Below are 19,733 nucleotides of genomic sequence, written 5' to 3' on the forward strand. Positions count from 1 at the left end.
TCGCCCCACCTCGCCGAGTCCAGGAAGGACCACCACGATGCCGGACAGCGACACGCCGGAGAACCACAAGCTGGTCGGCTACCTCAAGCGGGTGGCCGCGGAACTGCACGACGCACGGGCGGAGTTGCGCCGCGTCGAGCAGCGCGAGACGGAGCCGATCGCGATCGTCGCGATGGCCTGTCGCTACCCGGCCGGGGTGTCCTCGCCCGAGGACCTGTGGCGCCTGCTGGCCGCCGGCGGCGATGCGATCGGGCCGTTGCCCCGGGACCGCGGCTGGGACCTGGAGGGGCTCTACGACCCCGATCCGGACGCCCCCGGCAAGAGCTACGTGCGCGACGGCGGCTTCCTGGACCATGCGGCCGACTTCGACCCCGAGTTCTTCGGCATCAGCCCGCGCGAGGCGCTGGCGATGGACCCGCAACAGCGCGTCCTGCTCGAAGTGGGCTGGGAGTTGTTCGAACGCGCCGGGCTGGACCGCGCCGCGCTGCGGGGCAGCCGTACCGGGGTGTTCGTCGGCGCCGGCTCCTCCGGATACGGCACCGGGTTCCGGGAGGTGCCGGAAAGCGTCGGCGGCTACCTGGGCACCGGGACCATCATCAGCGTCCTGTCCGGTCGCCTCGCCTTCGTCCACGGGCTCGAAGGTCCCGCCGTCACGGTCGACACCGCGTGTTCCTCCTCCCTGGTCGCCCTGCACCTCGCGGTCCGGGCGCTGCGCGCCGGCGAGTGCACCATGGCGCTGGCCGGCGGTGTCACCGTGATGTCCAACACGGGCATGTTCAGCGAGTTCAGCCGGCAGCGCGGGATGGCCCCCGACGGCCGGTGCAAGGCGTTCGCCGCCGCCGCGGACGGCACCGGCTGGTCCGAGGGCGCCGGGCTGATCCTGCTGCAAAAGCTCTCCGACGCGCGGCGCGACGGCAACCCGGTACTCGCGGTGGTGCGCGGCAGCGCGGTCAACCAGGACGGCGCCAGCAGCGGCCTGACCACCCCCAACGGCCCCTCCCAGCGCCGGGTGATCCGGCACGCCCTGGCCAACGCCCGATTGACCGCGAACGACATCGACGCGGTCGAGGCCCACGGCACCGGCACCACCCTCGGCGACCCGATCGAGGCACAGGCCCTGCTGGCCACCTACGGGCAGGACCGCGACCCGGATCGACCGCTGTGGCTGGGCGCGATCAAGTCCAACCTCGGCCACACCCAGGCGGCGGCCGGCATCGCCGGGGTGATCAAGACGGTGCTCGCGCTGCGCCACAACCAGTTGCCCCGGACGCTGCACGTGGACGAGCCGTCGCCGCACGTCGACTGGTCGGCCGGGGCCGTCCGCCTGCTCACCGAGGCCCAACCGTGGCCCGACACCGAGGACCGGCCCCGGCGCGCCGGCGTCTCCTCGTTCGGGATCAGCGGCACCAACGCGCACGTGATCCTCGAACAGGCGCCGGCCGCCGCCGAGTCGACCGCCGAACCCGCCCCGGACCCCGTACCCGCGCCCCGGCCCCCCGCGCCCTGGGTGTTGTCGGCACGCGACGACGAAGGGCTGCGCGCCCAGGCCGAGCGCCTGGCCGCCTTCGTCGCCGCCGAACCCGACCTCGCGCCCGACGACGTCGCCTACTCGCTGGCCACCACCAGGTCGGCGCTGGAATGCCGGGCCGCCCTGACCGCCGCGGACCTCGACGGCTTCGCCGAACGGCTGCGTGCGCTGGCCGGCGGCGAGGGCACCGTCGCCGTCGCCGGATCGGACCGGCGCCCGGTTTTCGTCTTCCCCGGCCAGGGCTCGCAGTGGGCCGGGATGGCCCGTGAACTGCTGGACAGCACACCCGAGTTCGCCGCCTCGATCGCCGAGTGTCAAGACGCGTTGGCGCCCTGGGTCGACTGGTCGACCACCGAGGTGCTGCGCTCCCCGGACGAGGAGTGGCTGGAGCGGGTCGACGTCGTCCAGCCGGTGTTGTGGGCCGTGATGGTCGCCCTGGCCCGGCTCTGGCAGACCCACGGCGTGCGACCCGCCGCCGTGGTGGGCCACTCCCAGGGCGAGATCGCGGCGGCCTGCGTCGCGGGCGCGCTGACCCTGGCCGACGGCGCCAAGGTGGTGGCGCTGCGCAGCCGGGCCATCCTGGACCTGGCCGGCACCGGCGGCATGGTCTCGGTGTCGGTGTCCGCCTCCCGCGCCCACGCGCTGATCGGGCCGCTCGACGGAGAACTGACCGTCGCCGCGGTCAACGGCCCCAACTCGGTGACGGTCGCCGGCGACCAGCCCGCGATCGACGAACTCCTCGCCGTGTGCGAGGGCCAGGGCGTGTGGGCCCGCCGGGTTCCGGTGGACTACGCCTCGCACTCGGCCCGGGTCGAGGCGATCCGCGACCGGCTCGGCAAGGAACTCGTCGGCCTCGTGCCGACCGGCGCCACGGTGCCCTACTACTCCTCGACGACCGGCGCGCTGCTGGACGGCACGGCGCTGGACGGCGACTACTGGTACGACAACCTGCGGCAACAGGTGCGCTTCGACGCAGCGGTCGGCGCGCTGCTGGCCGCCGGGCACACCGCCTTCGTCGAGATCAGCGCCCACCCGGTGCTCACCGTCGCGCTGGAGGACGGCATCGGCGCCGCCGACGCGCCCGCCGTCGTGCTCGACACGCTCCGGCGCGGCGCCGGTGGGCCCGGCCGCTTCGCCGAGGCCCTGGCCGCCGCGCACGTGCACGGGCTCACCGTCGACTGGCGGTACCTGTTCGCCGGCCGCCCCGCCCCGGCGCGCCGGGTCGACCTGCCCACCTCCCCCTTCCGGCGCCGCCGCTTCTGGCTCCAGGCCCCCGCCGACACCGCTCGCGACGCCGCCGGCCTCGGACTGCTGCCGGCGGGGCATCCGTTGCTCGGCGCCACCGCGACCCTCGCCGACGGCGGCGGGCTGCTGCTGACCGGCCGGCTCGCCGCCGACCCCGGGCCGGCCGACGCCGGGCAACCGACCGCCGCGGCCCTGATCGAACTGGCCGTCCGCGCGGGCGACGAGGCGGGCTGCGACCGGATCGAGGCGTTGTCCCTCCAGACGCCGCCGTCACCGGGGACCGGCCCGCTCCGGCTCCAGGTCGCGGTCGGCGCCCCGGAACCGGACGGCCGCCGTTCGCTCGCCGTGTTCTCCCGGCCGGTCGACGCGGACGCCGCGCAGCCCTGGACCCGGCACGCACAGGGCCTGCTGCGCCCCGGCCGGCCCGCCCCGGAAGCCGACGAGCAGAGCTGGCCCCCGCCGGGCGCCGAACCCCTGGACCCCGGCGCCCGGCCCGAGCGTTCGGCCGCCGCCGGGCACACCCCGGATCCCGCCGTCGCCGGCCTGCGCGCGTTGTGGCGGCGGGACGAGGAACTCTTCGCCGAGATCGCCCTGCCCGACGAGCAGGCCAAGGACGCCGGCGGGTACGGCCTGCATCCCGCGCTGCTGGACGCCGCACTGCACCTGCGCCGGTGGGACGACGCATCCGCCGAGCCCGACACGTTCGCCGACATCGCGCTGTACGCGGCCGGCGCCACGGCCGTACGGGTGCGGCTGCGCCGAGTCGAGGGCCCGGACGGCGGTGTTCGGCACACGTTGTCGTTGGCCGACACCACGGGGCAGCCGGTGGCCCGGATCGGCACCGTCGCCGGCCGACCCGGCTCCTCGACGTCGGGACCGGTCCCGGGGCCCGGGCACGACGCGCTCTACCGGGTCGACTGGGTGAACATCGGCTCCGCCGTCGAGGACGCCGGGGCGGACGACGCGACCTGGGCGGTGCTCGGCACCGACCCCCGCGGCCTGGCGGACGCGCTGCGTGGCGCGGGTGCCTACGTACACGCCTTCGCCGATCTGGCCGCTCTGGGCGCCGCGGTGGACTCCGGCGCCGCGCTGCCGGACACCGTCGTGTATCCGGTGGAGCCGGGCGACGCACCGCTGACGGCGGCGGCCCACGCCGCCGCCGGCGAGCTGCTGCCGGTGCTGCGCACCTGGGTCGACGACCCCCGCTTCGAGACGTCCCTACTGGTGGTGGCCACGCGCGGCGCGCTGGCCGTCGCACCGGGCGAGGGCGTGCCGGACCTGCGCTCGGCCACGGCGTGGGGCCTGGTGCGCTCCGCGCAGACCGAGTACCCCGACCGATTCGTGCTGGCCGACCTGACCGCCGTCGAACCCGGGCTCCGGGCACGGGGGTTGGCCGCGGTGCCGGGCTGCGGCGAACCCGCCGTCGCGGTGCGCGGGAGTGACCTGCTCGGCGCGCGCCTGGCCGCCCGGCACGATCCGGCCGACCCGGCGACCCGGCCGTTCCGGGCCGGCGACACCGTCCTGATCACCGGCGGCACCGGCACCCTCGGCCGGTTGATCGCCGTCCACCTGGCCGCCACGCACGGCGTACGGCACCTGCTGCTCACCAGCCGTACCGGACCCGACGCCGAGGGCTGCGCCCGATTGCGGGCCGAATTGGCCGAGTTCGGCGCCACCGCCGAGATCGTCGCCTGCGACGCCGCCGACCGGCCGGCCCTGGCCCGACTGCTCGCCGAGATTCCGGCGGACCGGCCGCTGGGCGCGATCGTGCACGCCGCCGGAGTCCTGGACGACGGCGTCATCGAATCGCTGACTCCCGAGCGGCTGGCCGCGGTGTTGCGGCCCAAGGTCGACGCCGCGATCAATCTGCACGAACTGACCCACGAGCACGACCTGTCCGCGTTCGTGCTGTTCTCCTCGGCCGCGAGCGTGCTCGGCAGCGCGGGCCAGGGCAACTACGTGGCCGCCAACGCCTTCCTCAACTCGCTTGCCCAGCACCGGTATGCGCGGGGACTGCCGGCCGTCGCGCTGGCCTGGGGCTTCTGGGAGCAGGCCAGCGGCATGACCGGCCGGCTCGCCGAGGCCGACCTGCGGCGGATGGCCCGGTCCGGCGTCGTCCCGCTGTCCTCGGCGACCGCGCTGGACCTGTTCGACCGGGCGACCGCGGCCGACGAGCCGCTCGCGGTGCCCCTGCGGCTGGACCGGGCCGCCCTGCGCGCCCAGGCCGACGCCGGGGTGCTGCCGGGCCTGCTGCGCGGCCTGGTCCGCGGCCCGGTGCGGCGCACCGCGTCGGCCGCCGCCGGCGGCGGCCGGGTCGCCGAGCGCTTCGTGCACGACCTGCTCGCCCTGGACACGCCCGAACAGGAACGCACCCTGATCGGCCTGGTGCGATCCCAGGTCGCCGCGGTGCTCGGCCACGACGACCCCGAAGCCGTGGACGTCGACAGCCCGTTCAAGAGCCTGGGCTTCGACTCGCTGATCGCGGTCGACCTGCGCAACCGGCTGGCCGCGCTGACCGGACGACGGTTGCCGGCCACCCTGGTCTTCGACTACCCGACCAGCGCCGTGCTCGCCGGATACCTGCGCACCGAACTGCTCGGCACCACGACCGGGACCGCCACCGTCGCCCCGCGCGCCGCGGCGGCCCGCGGGGTCGAACACGAACCGATCGCGATCGTGGCGATGGCCTGCCGATTCCCCGGCGGCGTCGGGTCGCCCGAGGACCTCTGGCGGATGTTGGCCGACGGCCGCGACGGACTGACCGGATTCCCCACCGACCGCGGCTGGCACGTCGACGGCCTCTACCACCCCGACCCGGACCACCCCGGCACCAGCTACGTGCGCGAGGGCGGCTTCGTCGAGCACGCGGCCGACTTCGACGCGGGCTTCTTCGGCATCTCGCCGCGTGAGGCACTGGCGATGGACCCGCAGCAGCGCCTCCTGCTGGAGACCTCCTGGGAGGTGTTCGAGCGGGCCGGGATCGACCCCGACCTGCTGCGCGGCTCGGCAACCGGGGTCTTCGTCGGCGCCGCCAACATCGGCTACCTGGCCGGCATGGAGGTCCCCGACGAACTCGGCGGCTACCTGGGCACCGGCAACGCCGCCAGCGTCGCCTCCGGCCGACTCGCCTACACCTTCGGCCTGGAGGGACCGGCCGTCACGATCGACACCGCGTGCTCCTCGTCCCTGGTCTCGCTGCACCTGGCCGTCCAGGCGCTGCGGGCCGGCGAGTGCACCATGGCGCTGGCCGGCGGCGTCACGGTGATGGCCAACCCCGGACTGTTCGTGGACTTCAGCCGGCAGCGGGTGCTCTCCGCCGACGGCCGCTGCAAGCCGTTCGCCGCCGCCGCCGACGGCACCGGCTGGTCCGAGGGGATTGGCATGCTGCTGGTCGAACGACTCTCCGACGCGCGGCGCAACGGCCACCGCGTGCTGGCCACCGTGCTCGGCTCGGCCGTCAACCAGGACGGCGCCAGCAACGGCCTGACCGCGCCCAACGGTCCGTCCCAGCAGCGGGTGATCCGGCAGGCCCTGGCGAATGCCCGGTTGACCGCCCGCGAGGTGGACGCGGTCGAGGCACACGGCACCGGCACCGCGCTCGGCGACCCGATCGAGGCCCAGGCCCTGATCGCCACCTACGGCCGGGAACGGCCCGCGGGCGAGCCGCTGTGGTTGGGCGCGCTCAAGTCCAACATCGGGCACACCACCGCCGCGGCGGGGGTGGCCGGGGTGATCAAGATGGTGATGGCCATGCGGCACGGCGTGCTGCCCGGAACCCTGCACGTGGACACCCCGACACCGCAGGTGGACTGGACCGAGGGCGCGGTGGAACTGCTCACCGAGGCACGCCCCTGGCCGGACACCGGCCGCCCGCGCCGCGCCGCGGTGTCGGCGTTCGGGATCAGCGGGACCAACGCACACACCGTGCTCGAATACCGCACGCCCGACCCGGCCGACCTCGCGCCCACCGAACCCCGCGCCGATGCGGGGGTGTTGCCGTACCTGCTCTCCGCCAAGACTCCGCAGGCCCTGGCGGCCCAGGCCGAACGGCTGCGGGCGTACCTCGACGGCGCCGGCGCCGACCTCGCGCCCGTCGACCTGGCCGCCGCGCTCGCCGGCACCCGTACCGCGCTCGACCATCGCGCCGTGGTGACGGCCGCGGACCGGGCCGAGTTGCTCGCCGGGCTCGCCGACCTCGCGGCGGACGGCCGGGCCGGCGGGGTGACCGTCGGCCTGGCCCGCACGGACCGACGCCCGGTGTTCCTGTTCAGCGGGCAGGGCAGTCAGCGGGTCGGCATGGGGCGTGAACTGCACGACGTCTACCCGGTGTTCGCGGAGGCGTTCGACGCCGCCGTGTTCGAGCTGGACCGGCAACTGACCGGACACGTCGCCCACTCGGTGCGGGATGTGGTGTTCGGGGTGGCGGGTACCGAGGGTTTGTTGGACGAGACGGTGTTCACCCAGGCCGGGTTGTTCGCGGTCGAGGTGGCGCTTTTCCGGTTGATCGAATCGTTCGGTGTGCGGCCGGGGTTCCTGCTCGGGCACTCGATCGGCGAACTGGCCGCGGCGCATGTGGCGGGGGTGTGGTCGCTGGAGGACGCGGCGGCGGTGGTGGCGGCGCGTGGGCGGTTGATGCAGGCGTTGCCGGCCGGTGGGGCGATGGTGGCGGTGCAGGCGTCCGAGGACGAGGTGCGGGCGGCGCTGGACGGGTCGGCCGCGGTGGGTGTGGCCGCGGTCAACGCGCCGACGTCCGCGGTGCTCTCCGGCGACGAGGACGCCGTCCTGGCCGTCGCCGCCCGGTTCGCCGAGCAGGGTCGCCGCACCAAGCGACTCGCGGTCGGCCACGCCTTCCACTCGGCCCGGATGGAGCCGATGCTCGCCGAGTTCCGCACGGTCCTGGAAGGGGTTTCGTACGCCGACCCGCGGATCCCGGTGGTCGCCAACCTCACCGGCACGCTCGCCGACCGGGGCGAGTTGACGAACCCGGACTACTGGGTGCGCCAGGTCCGCGAGCCGGTGCGCTTCGCCGAAGGTGTCGCCGCGGTGGCCGCCCGGGGCGGGTCGATACTGCTGGAGGTCGGCCCGGACGCGGTGTTGACCGCGATGGCCCGCGAATGTGTGGGCCCGACCGCGGACACGCCCGCCGTTCCGGTGCTGCGCCGGGGGCGATCGGAACGGGCCACGTCGGTCGCCGCGCTCGGCGCGCTGCACGTGCACGGGACACCGGTGGACTGGCCCGTGCTCCTCACCGGCCGCGGCGACGCGGTCGACCTGCCCACCTATCCGTTCCAGCGGCAGCGCTACTGGCTGGACCCGCTGCCCGATTCTCGCCCCGGCGGCGCGTCGCAGGACCCGGAGACCTGGCGCTATCGCACCCGGTGGACACCCTGGGCCGGACATTCGGGCGCGCAACCGTTCGGCACGTGGGTGGTGGTGAGCCGGCCGGCGAGCCCGGACGCGGACGCGTGCGTGCGGGCCCTCGAACGGCGCGGCGCGGTGGTGCGCCGGCTCGATGTCGACGCGACGCGCTACGACCGGGCCGAGCTGGCCGAGCGGCTGCGCGGCTGCGGCGCCGTCGAGGGAGTGCTCTCGCTCCTGGCCGACCTGCCGGGTGAACGGGCCGACCTGCCCGGTCTCAACCACGCGCCGGCGGCCACCCTGGCCCTCGTGCAGGCCCACGCCGACGCCGACCCGGGCGGGAGGGTGTGGTGCCTGACCTTCGGCGCCGTGTCCACCGCGGCCGGCGATCCGGTCGTGCACCCGGACCAGGCCCAGATCTGGGGGCTCGGTCGTGGTGCCGCGCTCGAACTGCCCGGCGGCTGGGGCGGCCTCGTGGACCTCCCGGTCGCGGCCCGGCCCTCGGCCGACGCCGGCCCGGACGCGCCCGCCGAGGACGCCGACGTCTGGTCCCGGCTCGTGGACGTGATCGCCCACGGCGCCGAGGACCAGGTGGCGATCCGCCCCGACGGCGTGCAGGTACGCCGGCTGGCCCGCGCCGCGTCGCCGGCCGCGACCGACGAACCCGCCTGGCAGCCCGCGGGCACCGTCCTGATCACCGGCGGCACCGGCGGCTTGGGCGCGCACGTGGCGCGCTGGGCGGCGACCGCGGGCGCGCAACGCCTGGTCCTGGCGGGCCGCCGGGGCGCGGACACCCCCGGAGCCGAGGAGCTCGCGGCCGAACTGACCGCGCTCGGCGCCCAGGTGCTGATCGAGACCTGCGACGTGGCCGACCGGAGCGCGGTGCGGCGCCTGGTGGACCGGATCGACGCCGACGGGCCGCCGCTGCGCGCGGTGGTGCACGCCGCCGGGGTGACCCAGGCCGCGCCGATCACGGACACCTCGTTCGTCGACTCCGCCCGGATCACCGCGGGCAAGGCCGCAGGCGCGGTCAACCTGGACGCCGTGCTGGCGGATCGACCGCTGGACGCGTTCGTGCTGTTCTCCTCGATTGCCGGAGTCTGGGGCAGCGGCGCGCAAGGCGTGTACGGAGCCGCCAACGCACACCTGGACGCGCTGGCCCTGGACCGGCGCGCCCGCGGCCTGACCGCGACCTCGATCGCCTGGGGACCGTGGGGCGGCGGCGGCATGGCCGAGCACGACGAAGGGGACCAACTCGCCCGGCGCGGCCTGCGCGCGATGCCCGCAGCGGACGCCGTGGCCGCGATGGCCCACGCGGTGGGTCTGGCGGACACCGACGTGGTCGTCGCCGACGTGGACTGGCACACCTTCGCGCCGCGCTTCACCTCGCTGCGCCCCAGCCCGCTGCTGGGCGACCTGCCCGAGGTCGGCGCCGCCCTCGCCGCGCGGGCCGCTCCGGCCGGCGGCCCGGGTGCGGCCGACCCCGGCCTGGCCGGCCGGCTGGCGGCGGCCGGGGCCGTGGAGCGCGAGACGATCCTGCTGGACCTGGTGCGCGGCGAGGTCGCGGCGGTACTGGGCCACACCTCGGCCGGCGGAGTGCAGGCCGACCAGGCGTTCCGCGACCTGGGGTTCGACTCGCTGACCGCCGTCGAACTGCGGGATCGACTCAGCCGGGCGACCGGCGTCGACCTGCCGAGCACGCTGGTGTTCGACCATCCCACCCCCACCGACCTGGCCACCCGGCTGCGGGCCGCGCTGACCGGCGACGACGTCTCGGTACTCGCCCCGGTGCTGGCCGAACTCGACGGGCTGGAGGTCGCGTTCGGCCGGGTGGCGGACGAGGATCCGCAGGTCCGGGCCCGGGTCGCGCTGCGTATGCGGCGCTTCGTGGAACGGCTCGCCGCACTGGACCGGGACGACCTCGCGGCATCGGACGGGGCGGGCGTCGAGACCGCCTCCGACGACGAACTGTTCGCCCTGCTCGACCACCATCTCGAAGCCCCCGGGCAGGCCCCGAAAGGTGACCCCTCATGAGCGGCAGCGAAGACAGGCTGCGGGACTACCTCAAGCGCGCGACGGTCGACCTCCAGCGGGCCCACGCCCGCATCGCGGAGTTGGAACGACCCGAGCCGATCGCCGTGGTCGGCATGTCCTGCCGCTATCCCGGCGGCATCCGTTCGCCCGAGGACCTGTGGCGACTGGTCGCCGACGGGGTGGACGCGGTCGGCGGGTTCCCCCTGGACCGCGGCTGGCCGGTCGAGGAGCTGTATCACCCCGACCCCGACCACCTGGGGACCAGCTATGCGCACGAGGGCGGATTCCTGGACGGCGCGGGCGAGTTCGACCCGACGTTCTTCGGCATCTCGCCGCGCGAGGCACTGGCGATGGACCCGCAGCAGCGGCTGCTCCTGGAGACCTCCTGGGAGGCGTTCGAACGCGCCGGGATCGACCGGCGCACCCTCAAGGGCAGTTCGACCGGCGTGTTCGTCGGCGGCACCCCCACCGGCTACGGAGCCGGCGTGGAGCGCATGCCCGAGGGTGTCGAGGGCTACGCGCTCACCGGCAGCGTCGGCAGCGTGATGTCCGGTCGGGTGTCCTACGTGCTGGGCCTCGAAGGCCCCGCGGTGACCGTGGACACCGCGTGCTCGTCCTCGCTGGTGGCACTGCACCTGGCGGTACAGGCGCTGCGCGGCGGCGAGTGCACGATGGCGCTGGCCGGCGGGGTCACCGTGATGGCCACCCCGGCCGCGTTCATCGAGTTCAGTCGCCAGCGCGGACTGTCCGCCGACGGACGGTGCAAGCCGTTCGCGGCCGCGGCCGACGGCACCGGCTGGGCCGAGGGCGTGGGCATGCTCCTGGTCGAACGGCTCTCCGACGCGCGCCGCCGAGGCCACCCCGTGTTGGCGGTGGTGCGCGGCAGCGCGGTCAACCAGGACGGCGCGAGCAACGGCCTGACCGCGCCCAACGGCCCCTCGCAACAGCGGGTGATCGAACAGGCGCTCGCCAACGCGGGGTTGGCTCCCGCGGACATCGACGCGGTGGAGGCGCACGGCACCGGCACCCGGCTGGGCGACCCGATCGAGGCCCAGGCGCTGATCGCGAGCTACGGGCCCGGCCGCGCGCCCGACCGGCCGTTGCGCCTGGGCGCGGTGAAGTCCAACCTCGGCCACACGCAGGCCGCGGCCGGAGTGGCCGGCGTGATCAAGATGGTCATGGCGATGCGCCACGGCACGCTGCCCGGGACCCTGCACGTGGACGAGCCGACGCCGCGCGTGGACTGGTCGTCCGGCGCGGTCGAACTGCTGACCGACACCGTCGCCTGGCCGCCGGCGGCCGGTGAACCGCGTCGGGCCGGCGTGTCCGCCTTCGGGGCCAGCGGTACGAACGCCCACGTGATCCTGGAGGAGGCCCGCCCCGAGCCCGCCCATCCGCAGGCCGAGGACGGCCCGGTCGCCGGCGCGCCGCACGACGCCCGGTCCGGGCCGCTGCCCTTCGTGGTGTCCGCCCGCGGCGAAGCCGGATTGCGCGCCCACGCCGGCGAACTGGCCCGCCACCTGCGGACCGAGCCCGGCAGCACGCTGCCGGACATCGCCCTCACCCTGGCCGTGCACCGCTCCGCCCTCGACGATCGAGCCGTCGTCCTGGCCGCCGACCGCGCGCAGTTGCTCACCGGCCTGGAGTCGCTCGCCGCGGGGGAGCCCGGACCACACGTGCTGTGCGGCACGGCCCGCTCGGTGACGCGACCGGTGCTGGTGTTTCCCGGCCAGGGTTCGCAGTGGCTGGGCATGGCCGCCGAACTGCTGGACTCCGCACCCGTGTTCGCCGAGCGGTTCGCCGCCTGCGAGAGCGCGTTGGCGCCCTTCGTGGACTGGTCGCCGACGGCGATCCTGCGCTCGGAATCCGAGGAGTGGCTGAACCGGGTCGACATCGTCCAGCCCGTGTTGTGGGCGGTGATGGTGGCGCTGGCCGAACTGTGGCGCTCCTTCGGCGTCGAGCCCGCCGCGGTGGTGGGCCACTCGCAGGGCGAGATCGCCGCCGCGTGCGTCGCGGGCGCGTTGTCGCTGCAGGACGGCGCGAAGGTCGTGGCACTGCGCAGCAAGGCCATCCTGGCGCTGCCCGGCGACGGCGGAATGGCCTCGATCGGCGCCCCCGCCGAGCGGGTGGCGGAACTGCTCGCGGACTACGCCGGCCGGATCTCGGTCGCCGCGGTCAACGGTCCGGCATCGGTGACGGTGTCCGGCGAGTCGGCCGCCCTGGACGAACTGCTCGCGGACTGCGAGCGCGCGGACGTGTGGGCGCGCCGGGTCCCGGTGGACTACGCCTCGCACTCCGCCCGGGTCGAGTCGATCCGCGAACGGCTGCTGATCGAGCTGGCCGACATCCGACCGACCGCGGCCGCGGTGCCGTTCTACTCGGCGGTGACCGCCGACCGGGTGGAGACCGGCACCCTGGACGCGGAGTACTGGTACACCAACCTGCGCGAGACCGTGCGCTTCGAGGAGACGGTCCGGCTGCTGCTCCGGCAGGGCCACGACGCGTTCATCGAGGCCAGCGCCCACCCCGTACTGACCACGGCCCTGCTGGGCACGATCGAAGCCGCCGACGCCCGGGCGCTCGCACTGGGAACCCTGCACCGCGACCAGGACAGCACCGCGGGCTTCGTCACCGCCCTCGCCCGGGCGTACGCGAGCGGCGTCGACGTGGACTGGAGTGCGCTGCTCGCCCGGCCCGGTGCGGCCCGGACCGACCTGCCCACCTATACCTTCCAGCGCGAACGATTCTGGTTGGAGTCCGCACCCGTCGAGGTGGTGGTGCCCGCCGACGCCGAGGCGAGTGCGACGCCGGGGGAGGCGCGCTTCTGGGCGGCGGTCGAAGGCCGTGACCTCGATGCCCTGGTGACCATGCTCGGGGTGACCGGCGCGTCCGGCCGGGCCGAGTTGGCGCCGGCGATCGACTCGTTGGCCGCCTGGCGCGACGGCCGCCGCCTCGGCGCGACCGTCGACGATTGGCGCTACCGGGTGATCTGGCGCCCGGCGACCGACACCCGCGGCGCGCGGCTCGACGGCACCTGGCTCGTGGTGTCGGCCGAGGACGCGACCGACCCGACCCTCGCGGCGCAGTGCGTGGCGGCGCTGAGCGCACACGGCGCGCGGGTGGTGCAATTGCCGGTCATCGCGGCCGACGTCGACCGCGGACCGCTGGCCGAGCGGATCGCCGCGGTCCGCGCGGAGTCGCCGGACGAGGGCTTCTCCGGGGTGATCTCGCTGCTGGGTCCGGAGGAAGGGGCCCGCGAGGATCACCCGGCGCTCTCGCACGGCGTGGCCGCCACGATCGTGCTGGCCCAGGCCCTCGCGGACACCGAACCGGGCGGCCCCCTGTGGTGCCTGACCCGCGGCGCGGTCTCGGTGGCGACCTGGGACGCGCTGACCCACCCGGCCCAGGGCCGGGTCTGGGGCATCGGCCGGGTGGTGGGTCTGGAGTTCCCCCGACTGTGGGGCGGGCTGGTCGACCTGCCCGACCGGCCCGACGCCCGTGCCTGGGCCCGTGTGGTCGGCGTCCTGGCCGGTGCCTCCGGCGAGGACCAGGTCGCCGTGCGCGACTCCGGCGTCCTGGTCCGCCGGTTGGTCCGCGCCTCGGCCGCCGACCGGACACCGGTGCGCGACCCGCGGCCCACCGGGACCGTCCTGGTCACCGGTGGCACCGGCGGGCTGGGCGCCCAGGTCGCGCAATGGGCCGCCGAGAACGGCGCCGAGCGACTCGTGCTGACCAGCCGGGCCGGACCCGCCGCCCCCGGCGCCCGCGAACTCGCCGACCGACTGGCCGCGTTGGGCCCACAGGTCACCGTCGCCTCGTGTGACATGGCCGACCACGACGCGGTGACCCGACTGGTCGCCGAGATCGACGCCGACGGCCCGCCGCTACGGGTGGTCGTACACGCGGCCGGCCTCGGTCAGGCCAGCGCGCTCGCCGACACCGACCTGGCCGAGAGCGCCCGGCTCGCCGCGGGCAAGGTGGCCGGTGCGGCGGTGCTGGACAGCGTCCTGGGCGACCGACCGCTCGACGCGTTCGTACTCTTCTCCTCGATCTCCGGCCTGTGGGGCAGCGGCATGCAGGGCGTCTACGCGTCCTCGAACGCCTACCTGGACGCGCTTGCCGAACACCGCCGTTCGCGCGGCGCGACCGCGACCTCGATCGTCTGGGGCCCGTGGGCGGGCGCCGGCATGGCCGACGACGAGCGGGCCCACGAGATCCTGGCCAGCCGCGGCGTACGCATGATCGACCCGCGCACCGCCATCGCCGCGATGGACCGCGCCCTGGAACTGGACGACACGGTCGTGGTCGCCGCCGACATCGACTGGGAACGATTCATCACCGGCTTCACCGCCCTGCGGCCAAGCCCGCTGTTCAGCGAACTCCCGGACGCCCAACGGGTGACGACCGCGGCCGCGGGCCGCGACGACGGCGCAGCCGCGAACAGCGACCTGGCCCGCCGGCTCGCCGAGGTCACCCCCGCCGAACGCGACGCGATCGTCCTGGACACCGTCCGCACCCAGGTCGCCAAGGTCCTGGGCCACACCGCCCCCGCGGCCGTGCCCGCCGACCGGGCCTTCCGCGACCTCGGCTTCGACTCGCTCACCGCCGTCGACCTGCGCAACCGGCTCAACGCCGAGACCGGCCTGGCGCTGCCCACCACGCTGGTCTTCGACTACCCCACCTCGCAGGTGCTCGCCAAACACATCCTGATCTCGCTCGGTGGTAGCCAGGATCGTGCCGCCCTTCCCGCCGCGCGATCGGCGATCCGCGACGACGAGCCGGTGGCGATCGTCGCGATGGCCTGCCGCTTCCCCGGCGGCGTCACCGACCCGGAACAGTTCTGGAACCTGATCGCGGCCGGCACCGACGCGGTCGGCGGGTTCCCCACCGACCGCGGCTGGGACGTCGAAGGGCTCTACCACCCGGACCCCGACCGGCCCGGCACCTTCTACACCAACGAAGCCGGATTCCTGGACGCCGCAGGGGACTTCGACGCCGACTTCTTCGGCATCAGCCCCCGCGAGGCACTCGCCATGGACCCGCAACAACGTCTCCTCCTGGAGACCACGTGGGAACTGTTCGAGCGCGCGGGCATCGATCCGGACGCGCTGCGCGGCAGCGCCACCGGCGTCTTCGTCGGCGGCACCCCCACCGGATACGGCACCGACGTGGCGCGCATGCCCGAAGGCATCGAGGGCTACGTGCTCACCGGCAACGCGGGCAGTGTGATCTCCGGGCGGCTGTCCTACCTGTTCGGCCTCGAAGGCCCGGCGCTGACCGTGGACACCGGCTGCTCGTCCTCGCTGGTGGCGCTGCACCTGGCGGTCCAGGCGCTGCGCCGCGGCGAGTGCTCGCTGGCCCTGGCCGGCGGCGTGTCGGTGACCTCGACGCCGGGCGGCTTCGTGGAGTTCAGCCGACAGCGGGCCCTGGCCGGCGACGGACGCTGCAAGCCGTTCGCCGCGTCGGCCGACGGCATGGGCTGGTCCGAGGGCGTCGGCATCCTGCTGGTGGAACGGCTCGACGAGGCGCGGCGCAACGGCCACCCGGTGCTCGCCGTCATCCGCGGCAGCGCGATCAACCAGGACGGCGCCAGCAACGGGCTGACCGCGCCCAACGGTCCCTCCCAGCAGCGGGTGATCCGGGCCGCCCTCGCCGATGCGGGGTTGGCCGCCGAGCAGATCGACGCGGTCGAGGCACACGGCACCGGCACCACCCTCGGCGACCCGATCGAGGCCCAGGCGTTGATCGCCACGTACGGCAGTGGTCGCGACCCCGAACGGCCGCTGTGGATCGGCTCGGTGAAGTCCAACATCGGGCACACCACGTCGGCCGCCGCCGCAGCCGGGATCATCAAGATGGTGATGGCGATGCGCCACGGCGTGCTGCCCAAGACCCTGCACGTGGACGAGCCGACCCCGCACGTGGACTGGTCCGCCGGCGCCGTCGAGTTGCTGACCGAGGCCAGGAACTGGCCCGCGGGCGCGGAACCGCGCCGCGCGGGCGTCTCGTCCTTCGGGATCAGCGGGACCAACGCGCACCTGATCCTGGAGCAGGCCCCCGAGACGATCGACGCGCACGCCGGCCCGGCCGAACCCGCGTCCGCGTCGGAGTCGGAGTCGGATTCCGAAACACCCGTACTGCCCGACCCCACCGTCCTGCCGTTCCTCGTCTCCGCGAAAAGCCCCGAGGCACTGCGCGCCCAGGCCGCCCGGCTGGCCGCCCACCTGGACGACGACTCCGGGCACGGCATCGCGCTGCCCGACCTGGCCCACTCGCTGCACACCACCCGCTCGGCCCTGCCGCATCGCGCCGTCGTTCGGGCCGACGACCGCGAGGGGCTGCTGCACGGGCTGGCGAGCCTGGCTGCGGGCACCCCGGCCGCCTCGGTCGTCCAGGGCCAGGCCCGGCACGGCGAACGGGTCGTGTTCGTCTTCCCCGGCCAGGGTTCGCAATGGGCCGGCATGGCACTCGAACTGCTGGACGGCGCACCGGTGTTCGCCGCACAGATCGCCGCCTGCGAGCAGGCCCTGGCCCCGTACGTGGACTGGTCCCTCGAAGAGGTGCTGCGTGCCGACGCCGAAACCGCCCAGGCGTGGTTCGCGCGCGTCGACGTGCTCCAGCCCGTGTTGTGGGCCGTGATGATCGCGCTGGCCGAACTGTGGCGCTCGTGCGGCGTCGAACCCGCCGCCGTGGTCGGACACTCGCAGGGCGAGATCGCCGCGGCCTACATCGCGGGCGCCCTGAGCCTGGCCGACTCCGCCCGGATCGCCGCCCTGCGCAGCCGGGCCATCACCGCCCTGTCCGGCCGCGGCGGCATGCTCTCCGTCGGCGAACCGGCCGCGCAGGTCACCGCCCGCCTGGACCGATGGCACGGACGGCTGTCGGTCGCCGCGATCAACGGCCCCGGCTCCACCGTGGTCTCCGGCGACACCGCGGCCCTGGACGAACTGATCACCCAGTGCGAGGCCGAGGGTGTCCGGCATGGCCGCATCCCCGTCGACTACGCCTCGCACAGCGCGCACGTCGAGGAGATCCGCGACCGGCTCGCCGACGTGCTCGCCGGGATCGAACCCCGCCCGGCGCGCATCCCCTTCCACTCGACGGTCGTTGCCGGCCGGCTGGACACCACCGACCTCGACGCCGACTACTGGTACCGCAATCTCCGGCAGACCGTGCGCTTCGAGGAGACCGTGCGCGCCCTGGTCGAAGCCGGACACACCGCGTTCGTCGAGGTCGGCGCCCACCCCGTGCTGGTCGCCGGCATCGAAGAGGTACTCGACGAAACGGACCGCAACGCCGTGGCGTTCGGCACGCTGCGCCGCGACGAGCCGGACGTCGAACGATTCCTCGGCTCGCTCGCCGAGGCCCACGTGCACGGACTGCCGGTCGCCTGGCACACGGTCCTGGGCACCGGCTTCGGCCGACGCATCCCGCTGCCGACCTACGCGTTCCAGCACCGGCGGTACTGGCTGGAGTCCGGTACCGGCCGGTCCGGTGCGGGCGACGCCGGCGAACTGGGACTCGCCCCCGTCGACCACCCGCTGCTGCTGGCCGGCACCACCCTGTCCGACCTCGGCCACCTGGTCCTGACCGGCCTGATCTCTCGACGCACCCACCCGTGGCTCGACGACCACGCCGTGGCCGGCACCGTCCTGCTGCCCGGCACCGCGTTCGTGGACCTGGCGATCCGCGCGGCCGACGAGGCGGGCTGCGGCCGACTCGACGAACTGACCCTGGAAGCCCCGCTGATCCTGCCGCCGACCGGCGGAGTACGGATCCAGATCGTGGTCGGTCCGCCCGACGACACCGGCCGCCGCGGTCTCACCGTGCACTCCCGCCCCGCCGCCGATCGGGCCGAGGACGACGCCGGTTGGGAACGGCACGCCAGTGCCCTGCTCGCCCCGACCGCCGGCAGCGCCGACTTCGACCTGACCACCTGGCCGCCGGCGGAAGCCGTCCCGCTCGACACCGCCGACTTCTACACGCAGGCCCGCGCCTCCGGCTACGCCTTCGGGCCCGCCTTCCAAAGCCTGCAACAGGTCTGGCGGGTCGGCACCGAGGTGTACGCGGAGGTCGCGCTCGGCGAACGCGAACGCGAGGAGGCCGGGCGATACGGCCTGCATCCGGCCCTGTTGGACGGCGCGCTCCAGGCGTACGGCCTGGCCGGCTCCGGCGGCCGGGACGCCAGGATTTTGCTGCCGTTCACCTGGACCGGCGTCGCGCTGCACGCCTCCGGCGCCCGGCGGCTGCGGGTTCGGCTCATCCCCGAGGGCACCGACACGGTCACCGTGCTGGTGGCCGACCATGCGGGCGCTCCCGTCCTGCGCGTCGACTCGCTCGTGTTGCGCCCCGTCGCCGTGGATCGGATCGCCGGCGGTCGGGACGTCACCCGCGACGCGCTGTTCACCGTCGACTGGAAGCCGGTGACCGCACCCGACACCGGCACCGCCGCGGACACCTGGGCGGTGCTCGGCACACCCGGCACCCCGGGCGTCGACGACCTGCTCGCCGATCTCGCCGACGCGGGCATCGTCCCGGCCGTGTACTCGGACCCCGCCGCCCTCGGCGCCGCCGTCGAAGCGGGGTCGCCGATACCGGACTTCGCCTTCCTGACGCCGAGCGACGGCATCCCGGGGGAGCCCGCCGCGCAGCCCGCGAGCCTGGCCGAGCGGGTGCACGCGAGCACCGCCGGGGCCCTGGCCGACCTCCGATCCTGGATCGCGGACCCCCGCCTGGCCGACTCCCGCCTCGTGGTGCGCACGTGCGGCGCGGTGGCCACCGGGCCCGGGGAAACCGTCGCCGACCTCGGCCGGGCCGCGATCGTCGGGCTGGTGCGCTCGGTGCAGAGCGAGCACCCGGACCGCTGTGTCCTGATCGACACGGACGCGCGTGCCGCCTCCCGGGCGTTGTCGCCCACCGCGGTTCGCGCCTCGCTCGCACTGGGCGAGCCACAACTCGCGGTGCGTGACGGCGCGTTGTATGCCCCCCGACTCGGTCGGATCGGCGGGTCCGCGGCCCTGTTGCCACCGGCGGGCCCGTGGCGGCTGGACACGATCCGCGCCGGGACACTGGAGAACCTCGCCCTGGTCCCGTCCTCGGTCGCCCCGGCGGACGGGGCACCGGGGGAGGGGCAGGTGCGGATCGCGGTACGGGCCGCGGGCCTGAACTTCCGGGACGTGCTGATCGCACTGGGGATGTATCCCGATGCCGCGACGATGGGCGGCGAAGGCGCCGGCGTGGTCACCGAAGTCGGGTCCGGGGTACCGGGATTCGAGGCCGGGGACCGCGTCCTGGGGATGTTCGCCGGCGGCTTCGGCCCGCATGCCGTCGCCGATCACCGGATGCTGGCGAAGGTGCCGGACGGTTGGTCCTTCGAACAGGCGGCGTCGGTGCCGGTGGCCTTCCTGACGGCGTACTACGGGCTGGCTCGACTGGGCCGGTTGGGCGCGGGCGATTCGGTGTTGATCCATGCCGGTGCGGGTGGTGTGGGGATGGCGGCGGTGCAGATCGCGCGTCATCTGGGTGCCGAGGTGTTCGCGACGGCGAGTGAGGGCAAGTGGGACGCGTT

General features: G+C 75.0%; 2 protein-coding genes. Both read left to right on the forward strand.

Annotation, left to right across the window (positions count from 1 at the left end):
- Positions 1-37 precede the first annotated feature (37 nt).
- A complete protein-coding gene (locus ABZ374_RS42575) occupies positions 38-10,165 on the forward strand; it encodes a type I polyketide synthase (protein ID WP_360322883.1) in 10,128 nt (3,375 codons plus the stop codon).
- On the forward strand, positions 10,162-19,733 hold a 9,572-nt coding region (locus tag ABZ374_RS42580; RefSeq protein ID WP_360322885.1), incomplete at its 3' end, for a type I polyketide synthase. The genes ABZ374_RS42575 and ABZ374_RS42580, both read left to right, overlap by 4 nt.

The organism is Embleya sp. NPDC005971 (assembly GCF_040629175.1).
GTDB lineage: Bacteria > Actinomycetota > Actinomycetes > Streptomycetales > Streptomycetaceae > Embleya.